The organism is Rufibacter psychrotolerans, from assembly GCF_016924645.1.
Taxonomy (GTDB): domain Bacteria; phylum Bacteroidota; class Bacteroidia; order Cytophagales; family Hymenobacteraceae; genus Nibribacter; species Nibribacter psychrotolerans.
In genome coordinates, this window is the sequence record NZ_JAFFJV010000011.1 from 254,622 (window position 1) to 281,230 (window position 26,609).

At 53.5% G+C, this 26,609-nt stretch carries 15 protein-coding genes; 14 read left to right on the plus strand and 1 reads right to left on the minus strand.

Annotation, left to right across the window (positions count from 1 at the left end):
* Positions 1–15 precede the first annotated feature (15 nt).
* Positions 16–924, minus strand: coding sequence for an AraC family transcriptional regulator (locus JT718_RS12000; RefSeq protein WP_205502936.1), 909 nt, complete (start codon positions 922–924; stop codon positions 16–18).
* 211 nt (positions 925–1,135) lie between these two features.
* On the opposite strand from JT718_RS12000, the gene JT718_RS12005 reads away from it, so the two are divergent.
* The 14 genes from JT718_RS12005 (at position 1,136) to JT718_RS12070 (ending at position 26,462) form a co-directional block, all read left to right on the plus strand.
* On the plus strand, positions 1,136–2,068 hold the full coding sequence (locus JT718_RS12005; RefSeq protein ID WP_205502937.1) for a dihydrodipicolinate synthase family protein: 933 nt from the start codon (positions 1,136–1,138) through the stop codon (positions 2,066–2,068).
* 115 nt (positions 2,069–2,183) lie between these two features.
* Positions 2,184–3,638: an aldehyde dehydrogenase (NADP(+)) gene (locus tag JT718_RS12010; RefSeq protein ID WP_205502938.1), complete on the plus strand. Its 1,455-nt coding sequence runs from the start codon at positions 2,184–2,186 to the stop codon at positions 3,636–3,638.
* Between the two features lie 6 nt (positions 3,639–3,644).
* Positions 3,645–4,646, plus strand: a complete 1,002-nt coding sequence (locus JT718_RS12015; protein WP_205502939.1) for a 4-hydroxyproline epimerase — start codon at positions 3,645–3,647, stop codon at positions 4,644–4,646.
* A 1-nt stretch (position 4,647) separates the two neighbouring features.
* The gene (locus JT718_RS12020; protein ID WP_205502940.1) at positions 4,648–5,895 is read left to right on the plus strand and encodes an NAD(P)/FAD-dependent oxidoreductase; all 1,248 of its coding nucleotides are present in this window, start codon (positions 4,648–4,650) and stop codon (positions 5,893–5,895) included.
* Between the two features lie 90 nt (positions 5,896–5,985).
* Positions 5,986–7,758, plus strand: coding sequence for a DUF885 family protein (locus JT718_RS12025; RefSeq protein ID WP_205502941.1), 1,773 nt, complete (start codon positions 5,986–5,988; stop codon positions 7,756–7,758).
* Positions 7,759–7,919: 161 nt separating this feature from the next.
* Positions 7,920–10,133, plus strand: coding sequence for a S9 family peptidase (locus JT718_RS12030; RefSeq protein WP_205502942.1), 2,214 nt, complete (start codon positions 7,920–7,922; stop codon positions 10,131–10,133).
* A 101-nt stretch (positions 10,134–10,234) separates the two neighbouring features.
* Positions 10,235–12,217 carry a glycoside hydrolase family 97 protein gene (locus JT718_RS12035; protein ID WP_205502943.1) on the plus strand — a complete coding sequence of 661 codons (1,983 nt, stop codon included), beginning with the start codon at positions 10,235–10,237 and terminating at the stop codon, positions 12,215–12,217.
* A gap of 173 nt (positions 12,218–12,390) precedes the next feature.
* Positions 12,391–13,776: an aminopeptidase P family protein gene (locus JT718_RS12040; protein ID WP_205502944.1), complete on the plus strand. Its 1,386-nt coding sequence runs from the start codon at positions 12,391–12,393 to the stop codon at positions 13,774–13,776.
* 500 nt (positions 13,777–14,276) lie between these two features.
* Positions 14,277–16,682, plus strand: coding sequence for a glycoside hydrolase family 127 protein (locus JT718_RS12045; RefSeq protein ID WP_205502945.1), 2,406 nt, complete (start codon positions 14,277–14,279; stop codon positions 16,680–16,682).
* 103 nt (positions 16,683–16,785) lie between these two features.
* Positions 16,786–19,377 carry an alpha-L-arabinofuranosidase family protein gene (locus tag JT718_RS12050; protein WP_205502946.1) on the plus strand — a complete coding sequence of 864 codons (2,592 nt, stop codon included), beginning with the start codon at positions 16,786–16,788 and terminating at the stop codon, positions 19,375–19,377.
* A gap of 100 nt (positions 19,378–19,477) precedes the next feature.
* Entirely contained in the window at positions 19,478–19,867 is a 390-nt protein-coding gene (locus JT718_RS12055) for a hypothetical protein (RefSeq protein WP_205502947.1), read from the plus strand.
* Between the two features lie 553 nt (positions 19,868–20,420).
* The gene (locus tag JT718_RS12060) at positions 20,421–21,743 is read left to right on the plus strand and encodes a DUF6055 domain-containing protein (RefSeq protein ID WP_240337055.1); all 1,323 of its coding nucleotides are present in this window, start codon (positions 20,421–20,423) and stop codon (positions 21,741–21,743) included.
* 538 nt (positions 21,744–22,281) lie between these two features.
* Positions 22,282–23,286 (plus strand): right-handed parallel beta-helix repeat-containing protein, encoded by a 1,005-nt coding sequence (locus JT718_RS12065; protein ID WP_205502949.1) that lies wholly within the window; start codon positions 22,282–22,284, stop codon positions 23,284–23,286.
* Positions 23,287–23,297: 11 nt separating this feature from the next.
* Positions 23,298–26,462: a T9SS type A sorting domain-containing protein gene (locus tag JT718_RS12070; RefSeq protein ID WP_205502950.1), complete on the plus strand. Its 3,165-nt coding sequence runs from the start codon at positions 23,298–23,300 to the stop codon at positions 26,460–26,462.
* The last annotated feature ends 147 nt before the right edge of the window (positions 26,463–26,609 follow it).

Below are 26,609 nucleotides of genomic sequence, written 5' to 3' on the forward strand. Positions count from 1 at the left end.
TCTTGATGCCAGGCTTTACCCTTGGCTGAATTCCATCAAAGAAAAGTCACTGGTGAACCTGGTGTTGTGGAGCTTCACAAACTCAGTAGGCGTGTAATTGGTGATGTCTTTGAACTGACGGTTGAAGTAGGAAATGTTGTCATACCCGCATTCAAAGGCAGTTTCCCTGATGTTCCACTTGTCCTCAATCAAGAGCTTGCAGGCGTGCCCAATCCTGATCTCGTTCAGGAACTGGGAGTACGTTTTTTGGGTGTGTTGCTTAAAATAGCGGCAAAACGCATTTACGCTCATGTTGGCCACGTTTGCGGCGTCGCTGAGCTTGATGTCTTCGGTGAAGTTGTTCATGATGTAGTTGAAGACATCATTGATCTTCCGGTTATCAGATTCGTTCAGGTTGGCGTTGAACCCAACTGAGGAAAGCACTTCCAGGTCATTGGAGTGGGAGAGGAGGTTCAGGATGATGAGCACCTGGATAATTCGTTCAAAGCCTTTCATGGCGCGCATGTCCTTGATCAGGTCCAGTACCTTTTTCCGGGTCTCCCCGTGAATGAGCAAACCGCGCTTACTGTTGAGCAGGAATTTCTGTAGGGAATGGGCCTCAGGAAGCGCGAAAAGGGTATCGCCAAATGAGGCTAGGTCAACAAAGACTGAAATGTTGATGGCTTTCAGTTCAGAGTCTGGTTCGTAGTACTTTTTATCGTTCCGGAAAACGTGCGGCAGGTTAGAGCCTAAGACAATGATATCCCCGGCCTTAAAGGCTCCAATGCTGTCACCAATGAACCGGGTGCCGGTGCTTTCACAGATCACCATGATCTGCAGTTCTGGGTGGAAATGCAGGTTCTCATAGAAATGACGCTGTTCATCACATTGAATCCGGACGGATTCTCCTGATGTTTTCGGGATTTTGAAATGTAAGGGTTTCATGGTTTGGGTAAGGAAAAGGTAGAGGGAGAACGTACCTAAATTTAACCAACTTAATTGATAAAACGGCACAAGTACCCTAATTGATAATCTTGTATTACCAATGGGTAAAATGTAGGAATTTCCTTCATCCCCTTTAAGGTATTTTTGTTAAGCACTGATACAAGTCTAGAATCCATAAAATCATATACCGTAATACTTAAAGAAGCAAGCCATGAATGTACAATGGAAAGGAGTTTTCCCTGCTGTCACCACCAAGTTCACCGAAAATGACAAACTTGATATTCCGGCATTTCTGAGCAATATTGAGGCTCAGTTGAATGCCGGGGTGGACGGTATTATCTTAGGGGGGACCTTAGGGGAAGCCAGCACCTTGACAGATGAAGAAAAAGCAACCCTGGTAAAGGAAACCGTTGCTTTTGTGGGCGGAAAGGTGCCCGTGATCATGAACGTGGCCGAGCAGTCAACGGCCAAGGCCATACAGGCGGCCGAAGAAGCCCGGAAAAATGGGGCGAGCGGGCTGATGCTGCTGCCCCCTATGCGCTACAAAGCCGATGACGGGGAAACGGTAGCCTATTTCAAGGCAGTGGCCCAGTCTACACCGCTTCCCATCATGATTTACAACAACCCCGTTGATTACCGCATTTTGGTGACCCTTGATATGTTCGCGGAGCTTGCCACTGAGGAGAACATTCAAGCGGTGAAAGAATCCACCCGCGAGGTGGGGAATATTACGAAGATGAAGAACCGCTTCGGAGACAGATTTAAAATCCTTTCTGGCGTGGATACTATTGCCTTGGAAAGCCTGGTGCTGGGCGCCGACGGATGGGTTGCCGGTCTGGTCTGCGCTTTTCCGGCCGAAACGGTGGCTATTTACAAACTGGTGAAAGAGGGCCGCATAGAGGAAGCCGTAAAAATTAACAGATGGTTCTACCCGCTGTTAGAGTTAGATGTGCATCCAAAACTGGTGCAGAACATCAAGCTGGCAGAGGTATGCACGAACCTGGGAACAGAGACCGTGCGCCTGCCCCGTCTGTCTTTGGAAGGAGCGGAACGGGAGCAAGTCCTGGCTATCATTAACGAGGCCTTGGAAAACCGGCCGGTGTTGCCAGATTTCAAAAAAGAAAGAGAACTCATATCCTTGTAAAAACCTAAGCCTATGTGGAAGAACATGGGCTTAGGTTTTATAGGACCACCCACCAGGGAGATGCCATCACCTGAAAGGGAAGAACTAAATATATTGGAGTAAATTAATGCCCATCATGTCGCTAGACCAGGTACTTCATACCGCAGAAGAAGCATTCCATACGTACAAGAAAGCATCGGCCCAGACCAAAGCTACCTTTCTAAGGACAATAGCCACCGAGATTGAAAGCCTGGGCGAGGAACTGCTGCAGGTTGCCAGCCAGGAATCTAACCTGCCCTTGGCGCGCCTTACCGGGGAGCGGGGCCGGACCATGAACCAGCTCAAAGCCTTCGCCGATCTGCTGGACCAAGGCGCCTGGCTGGAAGCCACCATTGACCCTGCTTTGCCAGATAGAAAACCCCTGCCCAGACCAGATCTGCGCCGCATGCTGTTCCCTCTGGGACCGGTAGTAGTGTTTGGGGCCAGTAATTTCCCCTTGGCTTTTTCCACCGCCGGAGGAGACTCGGCCTCTGCCTTAGCGGCCGGTTGTCCGGTGGTGTACAAAGAACACCCGGGGCACCCCAAGACCTCCCAGCTGGTGTTCGGGGCTATACAACAGGCTCTGGGGGCATGTGGCTTGCCCACTGGGGTTTTCCAGCACGTGAGCGGCGGCATTGAGGTGGGGCAGGAGCTGGTGAAGCATCCTAAAACCAAGGCCGTGGCGTTTACGGGTTCTTACAAAGGCGGCAAAGCCATCTTTGACCAGGCCTGTCAGCGCGAGCAACCTATTCCGGTGTATGCCGAGATGGGAAGCATTAACCCTATTTTTGTACTGCCCGAGAAAGCGGAAGCGGAAACCGCCGCCTTGGCGGAACAAGCAGCGGCCTCCGTGTTACAGGGCGTAGGGCAGTTCTGTACCTGTCCGGGTTTGGTGTTTTATCCGCAGTCCTCAACCACCGAAGCCTTTTTAGACCGACTTTCCCAAAAACTAAGCGAATCTGCCGGCGATAAAATGCTGCACGAAGGCATCTCCAGGAACTACTACCAAGGCCTGACAAGACTATTGGCCGAAAGCGGAGTGGAAACCTTAGTCACCGCAGAGGAGGATGTGCTGACCGGTCATGCCGCCTTAGCCAGAACCAATGTGCAGGAGTGGCTGAAAAACACCGCGTTGCAGGAAGAGGTCTTCGGGCCGTTCACCCTGGTGGTGACCTATAGTGACATGGCAGAACTGGAGCAGGCGGCGGAAGTGCTGCAGGGCCAGCTCACCTGTACCATCTGGGGAACAACCTCAGAATTAGCCTCGGCCGGGAACCTGGTAGACACCGTGCGCGAGAAATGCGGCCGGCTGTTGTTCGCCGGCGTACCGACGGGCGTGGAGGTAAGTCCTGCCATGACCCACGGCGGACCATTCCCGGCCACCTCAGACAGCCGTAGCACTTCGGTGGGTACCAATGCCATCAAGCGTTTCGCCCGACCTATCACGTTTCAATCAGCACCTCAGGACCTGCTGCCCGATGAATTAAAAGATCAGAACCCCCTTTCCATCTGGCGTACCGTGGATGGACAGTTCACCAAAGACCCCATTTAATCCTTTATGGCCAGAAAAACCTTCTTCTGTATTGATGCCCACACCTGCGGGAACCCCGTGCGCCTGGTCGCCGGGGGCGGACCCGTTTTGGAGGGCGCCAACATGAGCGAAAAGCGTCAGCACTTCTTACAGGAATACGATTACATCCGGAAAGGCCTCATGTTTGAGCCGCGTGGCCACGATATGATGTCGGGGAGCATTCTATACCCGCCGCATGATCCTGAAAACGATGTCGCCGTGTTATATATTGAGACCAGCGGTTGTCTGCCGATGTGCGGCCATGGCACTATCGGCACCGTCACCATTGCCATTGAAGAAGGCTTGATCACGCCCAAAACACCCGGCGAATTGCGTCTGGAAGCTCCGGCCGGCTTGGTGAAAATCAAATACACTCAGGAGGGCAAAAAGGTAAAATCAGTGAAACTGACCAACGTGGCTTCTTACTTGGAGGCCGAAGGCCTGACAATAGAATGCCCGGATTTGGGCGAATTGACCATTGATGTGGCTTACGGCGGAAACTTCTATGGCATCATTGACCCACAGCCGAATTTCCCGGGCCTGCAGGAATTTACCGCTGATAAGCTGATCGCCTGGAGCCGGGTGATACGGGAGCGTATGAATGAGAAATACAGCTTCGTGCATCCAGACAACCCTACTATTAAAGGCATGAGCCATGTGCTCTGGGCCGGCGATACCCTGCAACCGACTTCCACCGCCCGCAACGCCGTGTTCTACGGCGACAAAGCCATTGATCGGTCTCCCTGCGGAACCGGAACATCGGCACGTATGGCCCAGTGGTATGCCAAAGGCAAGTTGAAACCGGGCGATGTGTTTGTGCATGAAAGCTACATCGGCTCCATCTTCAACGGCACCATTGAGGGTGAAACCACGGTTGCCGGTAAACCCGCCATTCTGCCTGGCATTGAAGGTTGGGCCATTGTTACGGGGCTCAACACCATCTTCTTTGATGATGAAGACCCTTATGTTCACGGATTCCAAGTGATTTGATATGAGTAGAGTTACCATTGTAGGAGGCGGCATCATCGGCCTTTTTACCGCTTATTACTTATCTGAAGAAGGCTTTGAGGTCACCATCCTGGACAAAGGAGACATGGCCAACAGCTGCTCCATTGGCAACGCCGGTATGATTGTGCCCAGCCACATCGTGCCGTTGGCTTCGCCGGGCATCATCGCAAAAGGCATGAAGTGGATGCTTTCCTCTACCAGCCCATTTTACATCCATCCCCGGCTGGATTATAGGTTGGCCCAGTGGTGCTTGCTTTTCTATAAGGCGGCCACTAAAAAGCACGTGGAATACAGCATTCCGTACCTCAAGAATCTGAGCCTGTACAGCAGAAGTCTGTACGGTGAATTCGCCGGGCAGCATAACTCGCCGGAGGTAGGTTTCCAGGAAAAAGGACTCTTGATGCTGTTTAAAAGCGAGGAAGCCGCCCACGAGGAAGTTGAATTCGCACACCTGGCCCGCAAACACGGCCTGGAAACCGATATCATGTCGCCGGACGAGGTGCGGCAAATGGAACCGTACGCCGGTATGGACGTGCGCGGCGGGGTCTTTTTCCCGGGAGATGCCCACCTGAACCCGGCGCAACTGCATGCTTATTTGATCAGGCACTTGGAAAAGAAAGGGGTGAAGATCGTGTGCCACGCCGAGGTGCTGGACTTTGCCACCTCGGGCCGTTCCGTCACTTCCGTCATCACCGACAAAGGCGAGTTTGCCTCTGACCAAGTCATCATCGCGGCCGGTAACTGGGCCGGTGAGGTAGCCCGGAAACTCAAGATCAACATGCCCATGCTGGGCGGCAAAGGCTATAGCTTCCTGACAAAAAATTCCCCCGCCATCCAGCGGCCCGCCATCCTCACCGAGGCTCGCGTGGCGGTGACGCCGTTCGGGGATCAGATCCGGTTTGGCGGTACCATGGAAATCACCAATGACAACACCAGCATTAACCTGAACCGGGTGAAAGGCATCCACAATGCTATCACCAAATACTACGGCGGTTTTCAGGCCGATTTTCCGGAAAGGGACAAAATCTGGAGCGGACTGCGTCCGTGCTCACCGGATGGTCTGCCCTACATCGGTGCTACCAGCCGCTGGAACAACGTGCTGTTTGGCACCGGTCACAGCATGATGGGCCTCAGCCTAGCGCCGGCCACCGGAAAGCTGCTCACCGAGGAACTCATGAACCGGAAATCATCAGTGGGCATTGACGCCTTCTCGCCGGATCGGTACAGTTAAGATCCCTTATTGGTTCCTTTCTTCCAAGGAGCAGGGAACTTTAAAATGCACCTATCCTACTCAGCCCAGACCTTTAAGCCCTTACAAACTATGACTCGCCGCTGGCCCCGTTTCCTGACGTTTTCCTGTTTAACGATTGTTTTCACCCTCCTAAGCTCCGGGTCTATCTTTGCCCAGAGCCCCCATGTGCTGTATGAACAGACAAGTGAGGTGAACAACCTGCTGGTAAAACTGAAAGCCGATGAAGGGAGTCTGCGGCGCTTCTATTTTATGGAGAACTCGCCCGAGTTTACGGCCCGTTTTCAGAAACTCTACCAGGAGTACCAGCAGCAGCTGAATACCCTGAACTACGACCAGCTGAATACCGGCAGCCGGGTAGACTACCTGCTCACCAAACGGAACCTGGCCGAGGAGTTGCGCTTGCTGGACGTGGCCGCCAAGGAGTACAGCCAGGTTAGCAAATGGGTGCCGTTCGCCGAGAAGATCTACGCCCTGGAGAAACCCCGTCGCCGCGGCCTCAACGTGGATGGGCAGAAAATTGCCACTGAACTGAACCTCATAGAGAAAAGCCTCAAAGCCTCCCAGACCGCTCTGGAGGCCGAGCCGCGTTTAGACCGGGACCTGGCCTACCGCTTGCAGGGCGTGACGCTGGACCTGAAAGATGCCTTAAAAAGTGTCTACACGTTCTACTATGACTATGAGCCCAGCTTCTCTTGGTGGACCAAAGAACCATACAAGAAAGTAGACACCCTGCTCACCCAGTACGCGGCCTTGGCCGAGAAAAAAGGCAAGGTTCCGGCGAAAGGCCAGAAGATAGACCAGAGCGGCATCGTAGGCAATCCTATCGGGAAGGACGAACTCATCCGGCAGCTGCAGTATGAGATGATACCGTACACCCCCGAGGAACTGATTGACATTGCCAACAAGGAGTTTGCCTGGTGTGACCAGGAGATGCTGAAGGCTTCGCAGGAAATGGGCTTTGGCAAAGACTGGCACGCGGCCTTGGAGAAAGTCAAGAACCTGTACGTACCCGCCGGCAAGCAGCCCGAGGCCATGCTGGATCTCTACAACCAGTCGGTGGCGTTCCTGAAGGAAAAGGACCTGATTACCATTCCGCCCGTAGCCGAGGAGACCTGGCGCATGCTCATGATGAGCCCTGAGCGACAATTAGTAAACCCTTTTTTCCTGGGCGGCGAGACGTTCATCATTTCGTACCCCACCAGCACCATGGCGCACGAGGACAAACTCATGAGCATGCGCGGCAACAACCCGCATTTCTCCCGCGCCACCGTGCACCACGAACTCATTGCCGGGCACCACCTGCAGGGCTTCATGAACAACCGTTACAAAGCCTACCGAGACTTCAACACACCTTTCTGGACCGAAGGCTGGTCGCTCTACTGGGAGATGCTGCTCTGGGACCAGAAGTTTCCGCGCTCCGCCGAGGACCGCGTGGGTATGCTTTTCTGGCGTATGCACCGTTGCGCCCGCATCATCTTCTCGCTCAACTACCACTTGGGCAAATGGACCCCGCAGGAGTGCATTGATTTCCTGGTGGACCGGGTAGGCCACGAGCGCGCCAATGCCGAGGGCGAGGTGCGCCGCTCCTTTGAGGGCCGCTACAGTCCGCTGTACCAGCTGGCCTACATGATAGGAGGTCTGCAATTCTACGCCTTGCACAAAGAACTGGTGCAGACCGGCAAGATGACGAACAAGCAGTTCCATGACGCTATCATCCAGGAAAACAACCTACCCGTGGAGATGGTCCGCGCCATTCTGCTGAACCAGCCATTGCCCAAGGATTTTACCTCCAACTGGCGCTTCTACGGCAACGCCAACGGAAAATCCGCTTCCAGAAAATAGGATGTTGAAAAGCGGGGAAGCTTAGGTGACGACCTCCTTTTGAAACCTTGTTTTCGGCCTGTTTTCAGGAAAGTAGCTCTAAAACAAGGTTTGTCTAAAACCGGTACTTGGAGGCTCTATTAAAATACACGATACTGCAGGTGAATCATCATTAAAGAACTATGAACAAGGTACCTACCACCTTCGGGAAATCGGTTTTGCTTTTACTCCTTCTATGGCTGGTTTTGTTCCTGCCGGGCTTCGCGCAGCAACGAGGCGGCGTGTTTTGGCTCAAGTCGGGGAATACCTATGTGGTGCCGGAGGAAGGGAACATCATCGCGTATACCCTGCCCGGGAAAACCAAACAAATGCTGGTGGAGAAAGGACAATTGGTGCCCGCCGGGAAAACGGAGCCATTGAGAGTGCGCAGTTTCGCTTTCTCAGAAGACGAGCAGAAAGTTTTGCTGTTTACCAACACCCAGAAAGTATGGCGCTACCATACCCGCGGTGACTATTGGGTTTATGACCGCCAAACGAAGAAACTACAGCAACTGGGCGCGGGTCGTCCGATTTCCTCGCTCATGTTCGCTAAGTTCTCGCCAGACGGGAAGCAGGTAGCATACGTGAGCGAAAATAATATCTATGCGGAGGACATCGCCTCACAAAAGGTAACGCAACTCACCACCGACGGAACCCGCAAACGCATCAACGGCACCTTTGACTGGGCCTACGAAGAAGAGTTCGCTTGCCGTGACGGGTTCCGCTGGAGCCCCGACAGTAAGAAAATAGCGTTCTGGCAGATAGATGCCTCCGACGTGAAAGACTACTTCATGTTCAACCTCACCGATGGCGTGTATTCCAAAGTGTTACCGGTAGAGTATCCCTCGGCCGGAGAGGCACCCTCGCCTTACAAGATCGGGGTGGTTGACGTGGCGGCCGGCGCTACCAAATGGATGGACGTACCCGGCGATCCTCAGCAACATTACCTGCCCCGCATGGAATGGGCGGCCAACGCCAACGAGATCATCCTCCAGCAACTGAACCGCAAGCAGAACGAGAGCAAGCTGTTTTTGTGCAACGCTACTTCTGGCAAAGCCACGAACATCCACTCGGAGAAAGACCAGGCCTGGATTGACGTGATCTCTACCTGGGACAGCAATTACAGCAATGGCGGTTGGAACTGGCTCAGCAACGGGAAAGAGTTCCTGTGGGCGAGCGAGAAGGACGGTTGGCGCCACCTATACCGCGTAAGCCGCGATGGCAAAAAGGAAACCCTCGTTACCAAAGGGGCCTATGATGTGATGTCCATTGTGAACGTGAACGAGCCGGAGGGCTACGTGTATGTGATGGCCTCGCCGGAGAATGCGACCCAGAAATACCTGTACCGCGTGAAGCTGAGCGGTAAAGGCAAACTGGAACGGCTTTCTCCGGTTTCGCAACCCGGTACGCACCAGTACACCGTGTCGCCCAACGCCAAGTTCGCGTTCCACAGTTTCTCCAACCATTACACCAGACCCGCCTCAGAATCCATTTCCCTGCCCGATCATAAAGCCCTGGGCGGCACCAGTGCGGTGGAGCAGGCCCTGGCCCAATCCAAAAAAGCGAACTCTCCCGTGGAGTTCTTCAAGGTGAAAACCTCCGAAGGCGTGGAGATGGATGCCTGGATGGTGAAGCCCACCAACTTTGACCCCAAGAAGAAATACCCAGTGGTATTCCAGGTCTACACTGAGCCCGCCGGGCAGACAGTGCTGGACTCCTATGGCACCGGCATGAACCATCTGTACAACGGCAGCATGGCGCAGGATGGCTACGTGTACGTGTCGGTGGACAACCGGGGCACACCGGGACCGAAGGGGAGGGACTGGCGCAAAAGCATCTACCGCCAGGTAGGCCGGCTCAACATCAAAGACCAGGCGCTGGCGGCTCAGGAAATTTTAAAGCAGCCTTTTATAGACACTTCAAGAGTAGCGGTGTGGGGCTGGAGCGGCGGCGGCTCGGCTACGCTCAATCTGCTGTTCCAATATCCACAGATTTATAAAACCGGCATCTCCGTGGCCGCGGTGGGCAACCAACTCACCTATGACAATATCTACCAGGAGCGCTACATGGGCTTGCCGCAGGAGAACCTGGAAGATTTCGTGAACGGCTCGCCCATTACGCACGCCAAAAACCTGAGAGGCAACCTGCTCTACATCCACGGCACCGGCGACGACAACGTGCACTACAACAACGCCGAGCAGCTCATCAACGAACTGATCAAGCACAACAAGCAATTCCAGATGATGCCGTACCCTAACCGCTCGCACAGCATCTCGGAAGGCGAGGGGACATCCACACACTTAGCTACTTTGTTCACCAATTACCTGAAGCAGTACTGTCCGCCAGGCGGAAGGTAAGCTTTCATCCTAGTTTTTATTGAATCCCTTTTAAGGCAGTTTTTCAGAAATCAGGCCTAAAACAGCTCGGGCCAAGCCTTGAGCAAACGAAACGATATTCCATGCAACGCAATCTCCTCGGGAAAATTCTGGTCCTGTTACTGTGTCTCTGGTTCACCAGCACCGCCGTCTCTGCGAAAGACTATCTGCTTACCTCACCCGATAAAAACATCCAGGTGAAGGTGTCGGTAACCGATGTGATCAAATGGTCGGTGGCCCGGAAAGGGGAGACGGTGCTGTTGCCTAGTCCATTGAGCATGACGTTGATTTCAGGAGAGAAATTGGGCGTGAACCCGGTGGTGCAGAAGGATGTCCGCAGATCAGTGAAGGAAACCATTACGGCGGTGGTGCCGGTGAAGAACCGCTCCATTCCGGATGTCTATAACGAGCTGAAACTACAGTGCAAAGGCGGCTACGTTGTGCATTTCCGGGCGTACAACGATGGGGCTGCCTATCGGTTTGAGACCAATCTTCCCGCCAGAGAAATTGAGGTGCAGCATGAAACTGCCGATTTCCAGTTGGGCGGCAATTACCAGGTGTACTGGCCCCAGGAAACAGACCCGGAGTTCCAGTCGCATTACGAGGCTACGTTCAAAGACACCACGGTGGCCTCCATCGGGAACCAGCAGTATGGGTACCTGCCTTTGCTGTTCACCTCAGGCAAGGGTACCAAAGTGCTTCTCACAGAATCTGACCTGTACGATTACCCCAATCTGTTTCTCTTTGGGACGGGTGGGCCGCGGCTCACGTCTGCCTTCCCCAAAGTGATCCTAGAATCTAAGCTGAAGCCCCGCAGCGACCGGGCGGAGCAGATCACCCGCAAAGCGGAGTACATTGCCCGAACCTCCGGCAAAAGGACGTTTCCGTGGCGCACGATCATCGTCACTGATGACAAAGGGCTGTTGGAAACAGAGCTGGTGTACAAACTGGCCTCGCCCAACGCACTGCAGCAAACCGCCTGGATCAAGCCAGGCAAAGTAGCCTGGGACTGGTACAACTTCAACAACGTGTACGGCGTGGATTTCAGGGCCGGCGTGAACACCGATACTTACAAATACTACATCGACTTTGCCTCTAAATACGGCCTGGAGTACATCATCCTGGACGAAGGCTGGTCGGCGGCCACCACCAACCTGCTGGCGCCCAACAAAGACCTGGACCTGACGGCGCTCATGCAGTACGCCAACAGCAAGAACGTGGGCGTGATCCTGTGGGCGCTGTGGAATACCTTGGACAAAGACATAGACGGGATTCTGGACCAGTTTGTGAAATGGGGCGTGAAAGGCGTGAAGGTAGATTTTATGGCCCGCGGTGATCAGTACATGGTCAACTACTATGAGCGCGTGGCCAAAGCCGCCGCCCAGCGCCAGTTGCTGGTAGACTACCATGGCGCCTATAAACCTGTCGGGCTGAACCGGAAGTACCCTAATGTACTGAGCTACGAGGGCGTGAAAGGGCTGGAGAACAACAAGTGGAGTAACATCATCACCCCCACCCACAATGTCACGCTGCCTTTTACCCGCATGGTGGCCGGCCCCATGGATTACACGCCGGGCGCCATGGTGAACGCCACCAAGGTGGGCTTCAAAGACGTGTTCAACCAACCCATGAGCCAGGGTACCCGGGCGCACCAGGCGGCCATGTACGTGATCTACGAAAGCCCACTGCAAATGCTCTCAGACAGCCCTACCAATTACCTCAAAGACCCGGACTGCACCAGGTTCATCAGCCAGATTCCCACCACGTGGGACAAAACGGTGGCCCTGGGAGGGGAGGCCGGCAAGTACGTCCTGATGGCGCGTCAACACGGTAAGAACTGGTACATTGGGGGCATGACCGATTGGGATGCCCGGGAACTCAGCCTTCCACTCACGTTCCTGGACGGGAAGTCATACCAGATGGAAATTCTTCGGGATGGCATCAACGCCGACCGCCATCCGCAGGACTATAAAATTGAAACCAGACCCGTAAAGGCGGGGGAAACAATTCAAGTGAAAATGAGCGGTGGCGGTGGTTGGTCAGCCATCCTTAAACCAGTGGAATAATTACCTGGGGTAAGGCGAGGGTGTTTATTCATTCCTTTCTTTAAAATGGCCCTAAACCAGATGTGCTCTGGAGAGCTGCTGATTGGCAGCCCTTGCAAGGAAAATAAGGTCTTGATAGGTAACCCAAACGGGAAAGTGCTTCGCGATGATGGCCAAAGCGTAGACAAGAAAATATGTTCACGAAAGAAACGTACGTAAGCCGGAGAGAACGGCTCAAAAAGCAGGTAGAGAGTGGGGTGCTGGTGTTGCTGGGCAACGAGCAGAGCAGCATGAACTACAAAGACAACTGGTACCCTTTCCGGCAGGACAGCACCTTCCTGTACTTTTTCGGGATTGACCGGGCCGGGTTGGTGGCGGTGATTGATGTAGATGCGGATACTGAGATCATCTTTGGGGATGAGTTGACGCCGGATGATATCGTGTGGATGGGGCCTCAGAAATCCATCCAGGAACAAGCCAGTGAAGTAGGGGTGTCAAGTACCCAGCCCTTAGCTTCTCTGGACTCCTTTTTTCAGGCTGTTCTAGCTAAAAATCGCCAAATCCATTTTCTGCCGCCTTACCGGCCGGAGAACCTGCTCAAGCTAAGCACGTGGTTGCAAGCATCACCGGCATCCATCAAGTCTGGGGTATCGGTGCCGTTGATCAAAGCCATCGTGGCGCAGCGGTCTATCAAAACGCAGGAGGAAGTAGTTGAAATGGAGAAAGCCATCAACACTACTGGAATGATGTTGAAAATTGCTGCTCACCTTGCCAAAGCCGGGATGACTGAGGCAGAATTGGCGGGACAGCTGCAGGCCATCGCCATCAGTGCCGGCGGGAACCTGGCTTTCCCCACCATCCTGACGGTGAACGGTCAGATTCTGCACAACCACTACAGCCCTACCCAACTGCAGGAAGGGCAACTGGTGCTGGTAGACTGCGGCGCGGCTACCAGCATGCACTACTCAGGCGACATGACTAGAACTTTCCCCGTAAGCCAAACCTTCACGGCCCGGCAGAAGGAAATGTTTGACGTGGTGCTGACCGCCTATGAACAAGCCGTGGGCATGCTCAAACCTGGGGTGAAGTACAAAGACGTGCATCTGCAGGCCTGTGCGGCGCTGGTAGACGGACTCAAGCAATTTGGGCTCATGAAGGGTGACTCGCTGGAAGCGGTGGCCCAAGGGGCCCACGCTTTATTCTTCCCCTGCGGATTGGGTCACATGCTGGGCCTGGACACCCATGACATGGAAGACCTGGGCGAGGAATACGTGGGCTACGCCGAGGATCAGAAAAAGAGCACCCAATTCGGATTGAAGTCCCTGCGGCTGGCCCGTGCCCTGGAGCCCGGCTTTGTTTTGACAGTGGAACCCGGTCTCTACTTCAACCCCGATCTGATTAATCTGTGGGCGGGGAAGAAAATGCACGCAGACTTCATCAACTATGACAAGGTAGCAGGCTACAAAGACTTCGGCGGCATCAGGATTGAGGAGGATTTTCTGATCACCCCGGAGGGAAGCAGGCTGCTGGGAAATCATGTGCCCAGGAACATGGAAGCGTTCAGAAGCTCGCCAGTTTAAGATCACCCCGGCATAACTAACCTTTGTCCTTAACAAGGTTGTTTTTGCGTAGGGAAGCCTTCAGTTGAGAGCCTGATTTTCACCTGTTTTTCAGAAAACGGCCTCACAACGGAGCATGATAGAAACGGTCACTTACACATGCGTAGGTGACCGTTTCGGTTTTCAGCGTGTTGAGGAAAGAAGCAGGCATAGACCTATTTGAAATTAACTTTCTTTTCCCTTGGGACCATGTCCTGTTTAACTGTAAAAGTACTGTCTACAATGCTTTAGAGAGGTTTCCAGAAAAACAGGCTAAAAACAGCTGGGAGGTGTTTGGCTGAGGTCAAGTTACTTCTATGTTAATATGGTGGAAGCATCGGCTAATATCCGGTCAGGGGAAGTGATCTTGGAAATCTATATTTGGTAGCATAAAAGGTGTCATTTAGACACGCTTTTTTGCGGGCAGACCTGTTCCGGTTTTCCATCCTTCCCCAGTATCCAAAGCCTTAACGTTTGACACTATGTTCTTCAACAGATTCATGGCCGTTGCCCTTACCGGGTTTGTTGTTCTCACCAAACCTGGTTTGGCGCAGCACAAGCACAATGACTATCCCATTCAGCCAGTGCCGTTCACGCACGTGCACGTGCACGATGAATTCTGGGCGCCCAAGATGCTGGTGAACGCCACGGTGACCATCCCGCACACGCTGGAGAAAAGCCGGGAACAGGGCCGCATCGACAATTTCCTAAGGGCCGCCGGCAAGCTGGGAGGTGACAAGCTCAGCCAGTTCACCTTTGATGACACTGACATCTACAAAGTCATAGAGGGAGCCTCCTACGCCATGCAGGTGCAGAAGAACCCCAAGTTGGACGCCTACGTGGATTCCCTCATCACCATCATCGGGGATGCGCAGGAGCCGGATGGATACCTCTTCACGTTCCGGACGGTGAAGGCCGCCAAACCCCACGACTGGATCGGGTCCAAACGCTGGGAGAAAGAGGAGGAACTCAGCCACGAATTGTACAACTCGGGCCACTTGTTTGAGGCAGCCGTCGCGCATTACCAGGCCACTGGCAAAAAGTCGCTGCTGAACATCGCTTTGAAGAATGCCGATCTGCTGGTAAAGGACTTCGGGTACGGCAAAGAGGAGAAGTACCCGGGCCACCAGGTCGTGGAAATCGGGTTGGCGAAACTGTATAGAATCACGGGCAAGGAAGAGTACCTGGATCTGGCTAAGTTCTTCCTGGACGTGCGCGGACCCAAAGGAACCGAATACAACCAGGCGCACGCCCGGGTAGTGGACCAGCAGGAAGCGGTGGGCCACGCCGTACGCGCCACCTATATGTATACCGCCATGGCCGACATCGCGGCGCTCACCGGGGACAAGAGCTACCTGAAAGCCATTGACGCCATCTGGAACGATGTGGTCAACAAAAAGCTGTACATCACCGGCGGCATCGGGGCCACAGGGGCCGGGGAGGCCTTCGGGAAGGCGTATGACCTGCCCAACATGTCGGCCTATGCCGAGACCTGTGCCTCCATCGCCAACGTGTACTGGAACAACCGCATGTTCCTGCTGCACGGCGACGCCAAATACATTGACGTGCTGGAAAGAACGCTGTACAACGGGCTGCTGTCCGGCATTTCCCTCACCGGAAACCGGTTTTTCTATCCAAATCCGTTGGCCTCCATGGGGCAGCACCAGCGGGGCGAGTGGTTCAGCTGCGCCTGCTGCATCTCCAACATGACCCGCTTCCTGCCCTCGGTGCCGGGCTATGTGTATGCGCAGAACAACAATGACCTGTACGTGAACCTGTTCATGACCAGCGCCAGCGACATCAGCCTGCCCGCGGGCCAGGTGAAGGTGAAACAAACCACCAATTACCCTTACAACGGCACCGTTAACCTGGAGGTAGACCCTCAGAAAAACAAGGACTTTACCCTCCGGGTGAGGATACCGGGTTGGGCGCAGCAACAGCCGGTACCCGGTGATCTGTACACCTTCGTCGATGCCACCAAGAAGCCGATTGTTTTAAAATTGAACGGAACTCCCCTCCAATACAGCACCGAGAAAGGCTATGCCGTTTTGAAGCGGAAATGGAAAAAAGGGGACAAAATCACGCTGGAACTGCCCATGGAGACCGAGAAAGTGCTGGCGAACCAGAATGTGAAAGACGACCTAGGCAAGTTCACCTTCCAGCGCGGCCCCCTGGTGTACTGCCTGGAAGGCCCTGATAACAAAGACAATCTGGTGCACAACATCCTGGTGGACAAAAACGCCCCCGTGGAGGAAACCTTCGAGGCGAGCCTGCTGAAGGGTGTGCCGGTGATCAAGACCAACGGCGTTGGCACCAAACGGCAGGCCAACACCACCGCCTTGCTGCAAACCGAACAGACCGTGAAAGCCATTCCGTACTTTGCCTGGGCCAACCGCGGCTCGGTGGACATGACGGTGTGGGTACCCTACGAGGCCTCGGCCGCCAAGCCGCAACCAGCCCCGACGATTGCCTCCACCAGCAAGATCTCGGCCTCTCTCAAGAATGCCAGAACCCTGGCCGCCTTGGTAGACCAGTACGATCCGCAGGATTCCCGCGACTCCAACTACCCGTACCTGCACTGGTGGCCCAATAAAAACACCAAAGAGTTTGTGCAGCTGGATTTTGACGGGGAGCATACCGTGTCTGAGTCGCAGGTGTACTGGTTCGATGACAGCCCGTGGGGCGGTTGCACCATCCCGGCCTCTTACCAGATCTTCTACAAACAAGGTGATAAATGGCTGCCGGTGAAAAACACCACGGCCTACGAGGTTTCCAAGGACAAGTACAACATGGTCAAGTTCGCTCCGGTGAAAACCACCGCCTTGCGGATGGAGATCCAATTGCCCAAAGAAGCTGCGACCGGTATCCACGAGTGGGCCGTGAAGTAATTCTTTTCTTTAACTGTCTTGCTCAGTATGGGCTGGCATAACCCAAAACTCATTCTGGAGCAGATTTCTTAAAAACAGACCGAAAACGAATAACACGTCAGGCATGAATTCTATAAAGTTGTTTCCCCGAAAAGCTAGGGTAGGAGCGCTGCTGTTGTGGGGCATTACGTCTTCGGTTTGTTTGGGGCAAAGGCAGGCCACCATCACCGTAGATGCCCAAAAGCCGGGAGCCAAAGTCTCGCCTACGCTGCACGGGATCTTCTTTGAGGAAATCAGCCACGGGGGGGAAGGCGGCTTGTACGGCGAGCTGATCCAGAACCGAGGATTTGAGGAGGTACGCATCCCCAAAGGCACCACGTTGCAGAACGGGTTCCTGGTCCCTAATCCGGCCCCGCACTACAACCTGCCCAACGGGCAGGCCAGCGATTGGAAAATGCCCTGGACCTTGAAATCTGATTGGCCGGCCTGGTCGGGCCAGACCAGTGGGGGAGCCACCGTGACGCTTGCCTTAACGCAGGAAGAGCCCCTGAACGAAGCCACACCCAACTCGCTGAAGATAACCGTTTCCGGTCTGGAGAAAGCGGGTCAGGCCAGTCTGGTCAATGAAGGGTTCTGGGGCATCAAGGTGGACCAGGGCAAAACCTACAAGCTCAATTTCTACGCCCGCGCGGAGAAGAAATACAAAGGACCGCTGACCGTATCCTTACAGAGCGAAGACGGGAAAACCCTGGCCAGCCACATATTCAAAAACCCACTTAAAGCCGGAGATTGGCAAAAGTTAAGCTGTGATCTGGTGGCCAAAGCTTCTGATCCCAAAGCCAAATTCGTCATCAACTTTGGAAGTGCCGGAACGGTGTTTCTGGACTTCGTTTCGCTTTTCCCCGCTGAAACCTACAAGAACCGCGAGAATGGTTTGCGACCGGATCTGGCGCAGTATCTGGCCGACCTTAAGCCCTCTTTTATCCGGTGGCCCGGTGGGTGTTTCGTGGAAGGCATCACCGTGGAGAGCGCTCCTAACTGGAAAGAGAGCTTGGGGCCAGTGGAGAAAAGGCCGGGCACCTTCAGCCCGTGGGGCTATTGGTCCAGCGACGGCTTGGGGTACCATGAGTTCCTGCAGTTCTGCGAGGACACCGGCGCCGATGCCATGTACGTCTTCAATGCCGGCGTGGCCTGCGAGTTCCGAAGCGGCACCTTTCTGCCCGATGCGCAACTGCCCGCGGTGATTGCCGATGTGCTGGATGCCATTGAATACGCCGTGGGACCAGCTGACTCCAAGTGGGGGAAAGTGCGGGCCGCGAACGGGCACCCGGCGCCTTTTCCGCTGAAGTACGTGGAGGTAGGCAACGAGCAGCACGGCCCCTGGTACGCCAACCGGTTCAACCTGTTCTACGACGCCATCAAAGCCAAATACCCGGACCTGAAGGTGATCGCCAGCATGGGCATCGCCGACGTGAACCGGCATACCCTGGACGGGATGAAGAAGCTGGACATCGCCGATGAGCACGCCTACAAATCGGCGTACTGGGCCATGAACAACTACGACCACTTCGACAAATACAAACGCGGCGACTGGGAACTGTACGTGGGCGAGTACGCCACCAATGCCGGCGTGGGCAGTGGGAACATGCTCGCAGCGCTGAATGACGCGGTGTACATCCTGGCCATGGAGCGCAACGGCGACCTGGTGACCATGTCTAGTTACGCGCCGCTGCTGGTGAATACCAACGATGTGGACTGGCCGGTGAACCTGATCAACTTCAACAATTCGCAGAGCTTCGCGCGAATTTCGTATTACGCCATCCAGATGCTGAACCAGCACCGCGCCGACCAGAACCTGGCCACCACGGTTCAGGTGCAGCCCGCCCAGGTAACCAAGCCGGCTTTTGCCGGGGGCATCGGTCTCAGTACCTGGGACACCCAGACCGAGTACAAAGACCTCCAGGTCATCCAAAAGGGCAAGGTGGTGTACAGCAGCAACTTTGAGAAGGCCGAAGATGAGTGGGAGAAGGTGCGGGGCACCTGGGGCGTGAAAGAAGGTGCCATGGGCCAAACTGCTGAGGGTGCGCAGCTTTTTGCTATGCTCAAAGACAAGTCCTACGACACCTACACCCTTAAACTGAAAGCCCGCAAACTAGACGGACTCAATGCCTTCATTATCCCATTTGCAATAAAGGATGGCGGCAAAACGCAGATGCGGGCGCACATAGGTTCTTACTGGAACCAGTACGCCGTTTTTGAGCAGGTCACTGAAGGCACGCAAGTCGCCAACTTATCCTCTTCTACCAAACTGCCCGAGAAAATAGAAACCGGAAAGTGGTACGACATCCGGCTGGAGGTGGGCCTAGACAAAGTGGATTGCTACCTGAACGATAAGTTGCTCATGAGCTACACCATCCCGGATATGTTCTTCAGCATTTCGGGCGTAGACGAGAAAACCGGTGATATCATTGTGAAAGTGGTGAACGGCTCCCCGGAAACCTACCAGACCAACATCAACCTGAAGGGAGTGACTGACTTGTCGCCGGAGGGCGAAGCAGTGATTCTGTCGGCGGAAAGTTATCAGGCGGAGAACTCGTTTGAGTCGCCGCAAAAGTATGTTCCGCAGACCTCCAAATTAGCTAAGGTTGCGCCTTCCTTTGAGATGGGAGTGAAGCCGTATTCCATCTCAGTTTTCCGGCTTAAAACAAAGAAGTGAGCAGGTAAAACTAAGGAGCGTTTAGCGCCTCCTTTTTTAATATTGACTCCTAAACGAAGAGTGCCTAAATCAAATAGATCTCCCCTAAATCTATATTAATATGGCAGATTTAACCGCCTCAGAAAAGCAGAAACTAGAGAGCCTTCTTAAAATGAAGCAGGGGTTTCTGCTTGATTTCACCAATGCCTCTCTGCATGCTTTTGTTTTCAAAAGCGTGGGGTTAGACTTCAACCATGAGAAATACAGAAAAGGAACCGGGTCAAAGGCGAGCCGGATGAAGGAATTATGGCGGGTAGAACCCAATCTCATTGTGGCAAAATTGATATTCGACCTGTGTCAATATCATAAAGACTTCGTTGTAAGCAAAGCGGTATGTCTTAAAGCGGAAGAACACGCTTTGTTCGCCGACTGTGTCAGCATATGCAAAAAGTTGTCTTACTCAGCAGGAGTCGTGGCGTTTTACAGCCGCGAAAAATCCCGGGTCTGGTAAGAGCACGCGGAGGGTTACTGAAAGGTGAGGCGGGAACGATTGGCTGAAACAACATTCTGGACTTTTTCCCTGAATTCATTAGCGGGTTGTATTCTTTCAATGATTGGAGATGCGGTTGATTCCCCATAACAACAGAAGCCATGTCGGGCATGGTTGCCTCTTTGATTTCGGGTGGCACCATGCGTCCATGTCTCCGGGGGAATAGTAACAGTGGATAAACTTCCGCTAATACCAATAAGGGGTTCTTTCTCCGGGAAATCTACTTCAATGTATCAATCTTCTGCACTACTTGGGGTGAGCGTACTTCCCTTTTCCGTCCAGGTCCTAAGCATTACTCCCAGATCTAGCCATATGCCCGATCATAATTTTGTTACGCGAGACAACTGCTTCCAGGAAACAGGCCCTTGCCCGCCATTCTATTGATTCTTTTACTACACCCTCTACATTTCCGGTTTTCGTTTCCACTGCCCAAACTTTCCCTCAGATGATCAAAACCCCATTCTTTACAGGCGTGATATGGATGCTGGCAGCTTCGCTTGCGTCAAGTCAAGAGATGCCGCCAACAGCCACGGACCTCCCCAGAGGAGATGGCGCTTCCTCTCAAAAGGAGCTGTATCTTCCCGGCAAGGTATGGAAAGTGCCACCAGGCAATGACTATACCAACCAAGGAAGTGAGTACAGCTTCCGGAGAATGGCCCAATCCGAGAACATCGCGGCCTTTTGGGCAAAGGAGTTGGGCGACACCCCATCACAAAATCCTGAGGTCGCCTTGCGGTTCAACCTGGAGGAGGCCCTGCAGGAGTGCGAACGGTTCTATGATTTTTATGTAAACAAGCTAAAGTTTGTACAGAAGGGAAACTCCGTTACTGATAAGTATAAAATATTGTTCTACATCTTCGGGGGCAAAGACGGGACAGCCTACGGCGGAGGGGAGGAGAAAAAGGTGGGGATTCTCTGGACACCGCCCTCCCGGATGGCCAAGGCCCCCTACGGGGCTTTGGCGCACGAGCTGGGTCACGCTTTCCAATACCTGGTGCATGCGGACGGGGCATGGGGCTTTTCCTCGGCACCGAAGGGAAGCGGGCAACCGATCTTCGAGATGACCTCCCAGTACATGCTGTGGCAGGTATACCCAGAATGGATAACCTTTGAGAATTACCACCTGAAGGGTTTCATGGAAAAGACCCATTACGCGTTCCTGCATGAGACCAACCAGTACCATTCTCCCTTCGTGCTGGAGTACTGGTCCCAGAAGCACGGGATTGAATTCATTGGGAAACTGTGGCGGGAAGCATTGGAAGGGGAGGACCCCGTGATGGCCTATCAGCGGTTGACGTCCACCAACCAGCAGAAATTCAATGATGAGATCTTTGATGCGGCCCGCAGGTTCATCACCTGGGACCTGGCACGAATTGAGAACGTCTCCAGCAAATATGCCAACCAGCACATCAGCTCGCTGAAAGCCGTGGGAAACGGATGGTACCAGGTTGCGGAAAAGAAATGTCCGCAGAACTATGGTTACAATGGAATAAAGCTTCAGGTGCCGGCGGCTGGCACCAAAGTAAGTCTCGAGTTCAAGGGAGTAGCCGGGGCGGAAGGCTTCCGAGCAATCAGAACCCAGAATGCCGGATGGCGGTACGGGTTCCTGGCGGTGAAAGAGGACGGCAGTCGGGAGTACGGGAAGGTGTATTCTTCAAACTCCGGCACCGGGAGCTTCAGAGTACCCGAAAAGACACAGCACCTGTGGCTGGTGGTGAGCGGAGCCCCTACGGAGCATTGGGAGCATTTGGCCGATGGCAAGGAAGAGAATGACGAGCAGTGGCCCTACCAAGTGAGGCTCCGCGGCACGTCCCTGGACGATTCCGTCCTTGAATGACAGGTGCTGAAGGACCTCAGGAACAGTCCGCAACACCGGGGCGCATACCCAATGCTCAACTTTTCCGGTGGACACTGCCCTTGGATCTAGCAGAACTTTAAACATTTCACAGAATGTAAGCTTGCACTTTCTGCGCGCAGCGCCCGCATGGTCTTTACCACCGGGGCAGAACTGATCACAAAGAGGGCAACTGCTCCCAATACTTCCTGCTGTATTGCCTGATTCTTACTGTTCTTCTCTACCAAACCCAATCCTTTGTCAGGTGAAAGCCTTCTAAAAGTCAACGTCTCTGATGCACAGAGGAATCATTTCCCTGAGCACAAAAGCAAAATGAAGCAAGGCTTAAGACCAAGACTTACTTCATACAATATTTTATCATGCCTATCGCTGCATTGGCTATACATAGATTTTGGTATTGTTATTCTGTATAATTATGCTTTAATTTAAAATAATTATTAAAAATCTTATATAAATAACCTGTGTGCCTGCTCCTGATCTTATAGGCGATAATCCTTAGACCATTTAAAAAAATAATTGTATGAGAAGAATTCTACTTATCATTGCCGTGCTCCTTTGTATGGGAGACCTCCATGCCAAAATCCTCACCGTGAGCAACCGGGCAGGCAATTCTGCGCAATACCAGACGGTACCTGCCGCCATCTCTGCCGCCGCACCCGGCGATACCATCTATATTCACGGATCAGAGACCTCCTACGGCGATATCACCATCAACAAGAAGCTGACCATTATGGGCACGGGATACAACCCGAGGAAGGAGATGGCGCTTGTCTCAACCTTGGGAAAGGTGGTGATTGATGCCCAGAACGGTGGAGCAAGCGGAACTTCCCTCATGGGCTTGTGGGTAAACTACATCACCTGCCCAAACTACGGGCAAAAGGACATCACCATTAAAAGGTGCAAGGTGGAAAACTTTATCACCGCCTTCGGGTCGACCGGTGGCATCTCCACGAACTGGCTGATAGAGAACTGCATTTTCCTCTATGTGCAGATACCTCACGGCATCACCGCCGTGTCTAACTTCATTATCAGGAACAACATTATCATCAGTAACCTTAATGGAACAAATTCATGCGTAATCAGCAACAACCTTTTTTTGGGATCTGGCAATGCGTTTAATGACGTTCACTATTCTTCTATTCAGAACAATATTTTCTACGGCGTTACCCCAAAGGGTGCTTTCAACTCTACCTTCAATAATAACATCACCTTCTCTGGATCAGATTCCGCCTTACCTTACGGGACCAATAATGGCAGCCAAAACAAGGTAAACGTGGACCCTAAGTTCACCAAGTTCACGGCCGGTGTAGGGTTCAACTACGAACATGACTTTCGGCTCCAGGCCTCCTCGCCTGGCAAAAACGCAGGCACAGACGGGACCGATATTGGCCTGTATGGAGGCATCGGCTACTCCGAAACGGGCGAGCCTCCTGTTCCGGTAGTGCGCTCCTTCGTCATCCAGAACGGAGTGGTCGCTCCTAACGGAAAGCTGAAAATTAAGGTCACCGCCGAGGCCAGGAACTAAGGATTGGTGCCATGAAGCTACTGAGGACTATCTGGGCAATTGGTGTCATGCTGATTTGCTCCGGCTTGCCAAGCCTGGGGCAGACGGTTGTGAAAGGCGAGTACTTTTTCAACACTGACCCGGGTCAGGGCAGGGGGAAGCCCCTTACACTCTCGCCTAGTGGGCTGGTGGACATAACGGCAGAGGTGGGCACCGAGGGGCTCGCCTCCGGCTTCCACACGCTTTTCGTGCGCTTCCAGGACCAGCAGGGCCGCTGGGGTTTGAGTGAGGGCCGAACGCTCCTGGTGGAGACGGGGCAGACAGGGACGGGCACTACCCTCACCCGCGGTGAGTACTTCTTCGACACTGACCCGGGCAAAGGCAAGGGCAAAGCCCTATCAGTAGGCTCCCGTACCGGGGGGGTGATAGACGTTACTGCTGAAGTAGACGCTGAAGGACTGGCAGACGGCTTCCACACGCTGTTTGTCAGGTTTCAGGACCGGCAGGGAGTATGGGGGTTAAGCGAAGGGCGCACTTTCCTGGTGGAGCGGCGGCTGGACCCTGCCAGTACCGCCGTTGTCAAAGGGGAGTATTTCTTTGACTCTGACCCTGGCCTGGGAAAAGGCAAGGCCTTACCGGTTGCAGCAGGCGGACTGGTAGACATCACGGCAGAAGTAAGCACCGAGGGGCTTTCCCCGGGCTTCCATACCCTGTTTGTGCGCATTCAGGATCGGGAGGGTCGCTGGGGCATGGGCGAGGGGCGCACCGTCCTTATTGAGAGAACCCAGAATAACTCTGTCACAATTACCGCTGCTGAATACTTCTTTGACAATGCAAATCCTGAACATGGAAAAGGAACCCCTTTGCCGGTGAACCGGGGGGCCATGCTGGAGTTGGAAACCCAGGTGGATGTTTCGGGGCTTGCCCTCGGGAGACACTCGCTGCACCTGCGGCTCCTGGACGACAAAGGTGTCTGGAGCCAGCCTGAGATTAAGGAGTTCACGGTGGCCAACCCGCGGCTTGATGCTGTCACGCCGGCCATTGGTGGCAACGCAGGAGACGTGACGATCAATCTTCTGGGAGCAGCCTTTGATCAGGAAACAAGGGTGAAACTCACGCGCGCTGGCCAACCTGACATCCTGGTGCCAGATTCCATGGTTACTGCCTTCAACGGGGACCAGCTCCAAGCGGTACTTAACCTGAGGGGAAAACCCATAGGGGAATATGATGTTGTGGTCACCATGGCGAATGGTGTCGTATTAGCCAAACCAAAGTCCTTCACCATAGTGGAGGGGATAAGTGCCCACCCTTGGGCTGAGGTGTTGGGCTTTGATAGAATCAGAATTGGCCAGTGGCAAACCTACACCCTGGCTTACGGCAACAAGGGCAACGTTGATGCGCATGGGGTACCGCTGTATTTTGCCGTTTCTGACAAGGCGGAGCTCAAGATTGACTTTGCGTTTGAGAAGCCGTATGAATCCTTTAATGTTAAACCCGATGCGATATACGATTCTATCCCGGATTATATTGTAGTCGACACCCTGATGGGGTACACTAAGAGGATGAAGCTGGTCAGCATCTACGTGCCGTCCATCCCGGGAAACTCCACCAACACGCTTTCCTTTAGGGTGAAAGTGGATTCATCGGAACCAATTGAAGTGTTTGCATGGGCGGGTGAGCCACTGTTCGGGTCGCCTCTGAAGGGGTGGGCCTCTGAATGCCTCGACAACTTGTTTGATATGGCCGCTGGATTACACCCAATTGCCAACTGTCTGAATAACGCATTTAACACGGGATATCAATTGGGGAATGTTATAAACAAGGCAATTGAGAAGGAAAGCTGGGGCTATCTTGCGGGCGGGGTTTTTCTAAAGATGCCGGCTGTGATTGTGTCAAATACCCTAGACTGTGCTTTAAGCCCTGTAAAGGCGATTGATGTCTCAGTTAAAATGTTGAAGGCGGTCATAAAAGTCACCGCTAAGAAAACCGGCAAAGATCCGGGTAGCAGCAGCGGAGGAGGGCAATCGGGTTTAGGTGATTGTCTTCCGCCGCCCGAACCCCCTAAACCGCCCAGACCAATTCAGCCCGTTGCTTCCTTTGACCCGAATGACAAAGTAGGACTGGAGGGAACCGGACCGCTTAAATTTATCACCGGCTCAGAAGTGTTCCCTTACCTTATTCGCTTTGAGAATAAAGCTTCGGCGTCGGCGTCGGCCCAGACGGTGAGAATAGTGGATACCTTGGATATGAACACGCTGGACATCTCCACCCTCCAACTCGGCTTCTTCAACTTCGACGATGTGATTGTAAATGTGCCGCCGGGAAGAAAAAACTACAGCGTGGATGTGGACCTACGGCCTAAGAATAATTTAATTGTGCGGATTGAGGCCAAGCTGGATGAACAGAAAGGAATACTCACCTGGCTGTACACTTCCTTGGACCCTGCTACCCTGCTGCCAACTGAAGACCCGGATGCGGGATTCCTGCCGCCCAACAAGACGGCCCCTCAGGGGGAGGGTGGAGTGTTTTACACGATCAAACCCAAAGCTGATCTGCCCACAGATGCTGAGATCAGGAACAGGGCCTATATTTTCTTTGACAACAATGAGGTAATTCCAACCCCCACATGGGCCAATTCTGTGGACAAAACACCACCTGTAAGTAAGGTTAAGGAACTGCCTAAAACCCAGTCGTCAGCCGAGTTCAGGGTTGAGTGGAGCGGTTCGGACGAAGGGTCCGGCGTAGCCACTTACTCCATTTATGTCTCGGTGAACGGTACACCTTACAAACCCTGGCTGGACGACGTTGCCACAACCACTGCGCTTTATCAGGGTAAGCAGGACTCCACCTACCAGTTCTACAGCATTGCCACTGACAGTGCCGGGCATGAGGAACAGGCTCCTGTGACAGCAGATGCCAGTACCACTGTAGCAACCATTACCGGTCTAGAGGAGGAGATTGCCAGGCAAGTTGCCGTCTACCCCAACCCGGCATCCCATACCCTTGTGGTTGAGCTGCCTCAGCAGTTGCGCAGGAGCAGCCTCAGCCTGGTAGACATGACGGGGAGAATCAAAATGGAGATTCTGGCCGAGAGTACCAGTACGAGCATACCTATCTCACGTCTGCCCAGAGGCATGTACCTGCTGCGTATCTCGAATGGGCAAACCGTGGTAACCAAAAAAGTGCTTCTCAGGTAAGCTTGGGTATCTGTAAGAAAGGGTTACTGCATCTTTCTGTAACAAAGAAACACCAGGTAAGCAAACGGCCATACTGTAGGTATGGCCGTTTGCATTCTAAGTGATTCGTATTCTTGGTCAGATACCGCGGCACGATAAAGTAAGGGC